This is a genomic window from Mesorhizobium sp. M7D.F.Ca.US.004.03.1.1 (assembly GCF_003998635.1).
Taxonomy (GTDB): Bacteria; Pseudomonadota; Alphaproteobacteria; order Rhizobiales; family Rhizobiaceae; genus Mesorhizobium; species Mesorhizobium loti.
Genome location: NZ_RZQG01000632.1, coordinates 1 through 3,530 on the forward strand (window position 1 = coordinate 1; position 3,530 = coordinate 3,530).

General features: G+C 63.4%; 5 protein-coding genes. All 5 read right to left on the reverse strand.

Going from position 1 to position 3,530, the window contains the following annotated elements; all coding sequences use genetic code 11:
• The coding region (ccmI, locus tag EN935_RS26870) for a c-type cytochrome biogenesis protein CcmI (RefSeq protein WP_127373791.1) at nucleotides 1-228 on the reverse strand (228 nt) is incomplete at its 3' end.
• Between the two features lie 127 nt (nucleotides 229-355).
• Nucleotides 356-793 carry a hypothetical protein gene (locus EN935_RS26875; protein WP_109663332.1) on the reverse strand — a complete coding sequence of 146 codons (438 nt, stop codon included), beginning with the start codon at nucleotides 791-793 and terminating at the stop codon, nucleotides 356-358.
• A 188-nt stretch (nucleotides 794-981) separates the two neighbouring features.
• Nucleotides 982-2,415 carry a HAMP domain-containing sensor histidine kinase gene (locus EN935_RS26880; protein WP_109662567.1) on the reverse strand — a complete coding sequence of 478 codons (1,434 nt, stop codon included), beginning with the start codon at nucleotides 2,413-2,415 and terminating at the stop codon, nucleotides 982-984.
• Nucleotides 2,399-3,064, reverse strand: a complete 666-nt coding sequence (locus EN935_RS26885; protein ID WP_023812809.1) for a response regulator transcription factor — start codon at nucleotides 3,062-3,064, stop codon at nucleotides 2,399-2,401. Before EN935_RS26885 ends, EN935_RS26880 begins: the two co-directional genes overlap by 17 nt.
• Nucleotides 3,065-3,156: 92 nt before the next feature.
• On the reverse strand, nucleotides 3,157-3,456 hold the full coding sequence (locus tag EN935_RS26890; protein WP_109662564.1) for a hypothetical protein: 300 nt from the start codon (nucleotides 3,454-3,456) through the stop codon (nucleotides 3,157-3,159).
• Nucleotides 3,457-3,530 lie beyond the last annotated feature (74 nt).

Genomic DNA, 3,530 nt, shown 5'->3' on the forward strand with positions numbered 1-3,530 from the left:
GTCAAGACGAAGGATGAGGCGAGCGATCTCGGCGCGGGCCTCGGCGGCGTCCGCCGGCTGGATCAAGCCACGCGCGGCGTCCCGGTCAAGCTCGGACAACTGGTCGCGATAAACTTCGAGATCGTGATCACCGCTCGACGACGCGCCCTTCGAGCTGGCGGCCAGTGGCAGCAGCACCGCCAAGCTTGCACCCAGCGTGAGAATTGCGGCTATGACCCAGAACAGCATGGTTCTTCCAATAACGACAGAGCTCTGCCGTGCCAACACAGGTTTCCTGCGACGCTTTGACGGCAGGTGCGCCGCATGTCCTTGATCGACATCAACCGGCCGGATACCAACCAGCTCCGATTGACTGTCAGGTCAGCGGCGTCCAGCTGCCGTCGGCGTTGCGGCAAGCGGTTCCACGCGCCGTGACCCCGGCCCCGCCGGTGAACACCGTCTGCGTGTACTGGCGGCAGTCCTGCGAACCGACGCGATAGGGCTGTGCCGGAACCACCTCGCCGTAGCGCGAAGCCTGGGCGCCCTTCCACGTCACCTTCTGGCCGCTGGTCGTATATTCGAGCGCCTTGTATTCAGCCTCCAGCGCACTGCGCTTTTCCGCCTCGCTGAGGCCGGCGCCGATCGATCCACTGACGAGGCCGCCGCCCATCGCCGAAATGATCGTCGTGGTCACCTTGCCGCTGGAAGGAGGCGTCGAGGCCGGTGTCGGCGTTACGGTAGGGGCCTTGCCGCTCAAGGTGGTGCAGCCGGAAACGGCCAGCAATGCGGAAACAAGGGCGACGCGAATCTTCATGCCAACAACCGGTTTTCTTGAGTTGGAGCTTGCCATGGATGCGCCGGGGGCCGCGTCATCGGAGAAGTCAGCGTGGCCATAGTATTGATATTTGTCGGAAATTTGGCCGCTGCCGGCCGCTTCGGGACCAATCGACATGCCGCCAATAACATCTCCCGTCCCTCGATGTCGATTGGCCCTGGTGAACATCACTGAAGGCTCCGCAATCGCACCACCGCCTTCAATCCGCCCATGCCGGACCGTTCGAGCGCCAGGACGCCTCCATACTCGTTGACGAGGTCGGCGACAATGGCCAGCCCCAGTCCTGTTCCGGGCTTCGTCTCGTCCAGACGCCGTCCGCGCTTCAGCGCATCGCGCGCCTTGTCCTCGGGAATGCCCGGGCCGTCATCCTCGATGCTGATCTCGAACAGGCTGGCCGGATCGTCCTTGCCGGTCGAAGGCACGACCGAGACCAACACCGAACTCTTTGCCCATTTCATCGCGTTTTCGAGAAGATTGCCCAGCAATTCCTCAAGGTCCTCGCGCTCGCCGGCGAAGACGATTTCGGTCGCCGGCAGCGACAGCGACAGGTTTGTCTGCGGATTGAGCTTCTGCAGAACCCGCACCATGCGCTGCACCAGCGGCGTCACCGGTGTGCGGTAGACGACACTGTCGCGTTGCGCCGCGACACGGGCGCGCTGCAGATAGTGCTCAACCTGCTTCTGCATGGAAGCGGCCTGTTCGGCAATCAGCTGTCCCTTGGCGCCGCCAAGCGCCCGGCCCTCGTTGAGCAGCACCGCCAGCGGCGTCTTCAGCGAATGGGCGAGATTGCCGACCTGGGTTCGCGACCGCTCGACGATGCGCCTGTTGTTTTCGATCAACGCATTGGTTTCGTTGGCAAGCGGTTCTATCTCGGCCGGGAAACGGCCGTCGAGCCGCTGCGCGGTGCCCTCGCGCACCATGGCGAGCGCGTTTCTGACCCGGCGCAGCGGCTGCAGGCCGAGCAGGATGGCGATCGCGTTGATGGCGATCATACCGATGCCGAACAGGCTGAGATAGGTCAGCAGGCGGCGCTGGAAGGTGGCGATCTCCTGCTCGAGTTCGCTCTGGTTGCCCATGACGCGGAAACGCGCGGCGCGGTTCTTGGAGTCGAGAACGAATTCGCTCTCGAACACTTCGAGTTGTTCGCCATCGATGCCTTCGGCCGCATAGCTGCGCTGGAAGCTGGCGTTGAACGGCACATCGGCGACGCTTGGCGATGGAATCGTCGTGGTCATCGACGACGAGTGAAGATCGCCATGCACGCCTTCCGACGCGGGCTCCACCGACCAGTACCAGCCCGAATTCGGCTCCGAGAACCGGAGGTCGCCGAGGTCGGGCGCGCCGGTCAGCGCACCGCTGTCGGAAATGCCGATGGAGCCGATCAGATTGAACAGATGCGCCGAAAGCAGGCTGTCGAAGCCGCGCTCGCTGGCCTGGCGGTAGAGCGTGGTGATCAGGGTGAAGATGACAACAAGCGTCACAATCGCCCAGACCGTGGAAAAGGCGATGACGCGGAACGTCAGCGAACGCGGCCACAAACGCAGCGAAAGCGGCGCCCTTGCGGTTGGTTTGAGCGGTTCCGAGTTACGCCTCCGGCTCACGCATGCGGTAGCCCATGCCGCGCACGGTTTCGATCATGTCGATGCCCATCTTCTTGCGCAGCCGCCCGACAAAGACCTCGATGGTGTTGGAATCGCGGTCGAAATCCTGGTCGTAGAGATGCTCGACCAGTTCGGTCCGCGAGACGACCTCGCCCATATGGTGCATCAGATAGGCAAGCAGGCGGAATTCGTGCGACGTCAGTTTCAGCGGCACGCCGTCGACATCGGCCTTGGAGGCCTTGGTGTCGAGGCGCAGCGGCCCGCAGGTCAGTTCGGACGATGCATGGCCGGCAGCGCGCCGGATCAAGGCTCGTAGCCTCGCCAGCACCTCCTCGATGTGGAACGGCTTGGTGACATAGTCATCGGCGCCGGCATCGATGCCGGAGACCTTGTCGCTCCAGCGGTCGCGCGCCGTCAGGATCAACACCGGCATCTTGCGGCCGCCGCGCCGCCAGCGCTCGACCACGCTGATGCCGTCCATCTGCGGCAGGCCGATATCGAGCACCACGGCGTCGTAGGGCTCGGTGTCACCGAGGAAATGGCCTTCCTCGCCGTCGAAGGCGCGGTCGACGACATAGCCGGCATCGACCAGCGCATCCGATATCTGCCGATTGAGATCCTTGTCATCTTCGACGACGAGTACGCGCATGCGGAGTTCGATACCTGTTGAAGGACTAAGGGTCAGATATAGGCCGATTCCGGCGGCCTGGGAAACGGAGGTCTGTAAGATGGAAGATTGGGTCAGTTCAGCGGAACGACGATTTCGGAACGGCGCGGACGTTGTCCGTCCTTACCCGGAACGAGCACGACGATGACACAGACAGGCTGACCGCCGCGTGTCGATTGCGAGGCCTTGGCCAGCGTTCCGCCATTCTGTTCGGCCACCTGCTGGCCGATCGCGTAGCAATCGGACGCCGCCAGCAGGATCGGGCTGGCCTGGTCGGGTGCGATGACCGGCATCGCCATCGCCTGCGACGCAAACAGCCCGGCAACACAGAGCGCCAGTGTCGCGGTTCGGAAGTGGGAGCGAAGCGTTTTCATGGTCGGCGTTGTAACGCATCGGTGCTGAACGTGAAATGAACAGTGAACGCCGCCAAGACCATGCCCACTACACC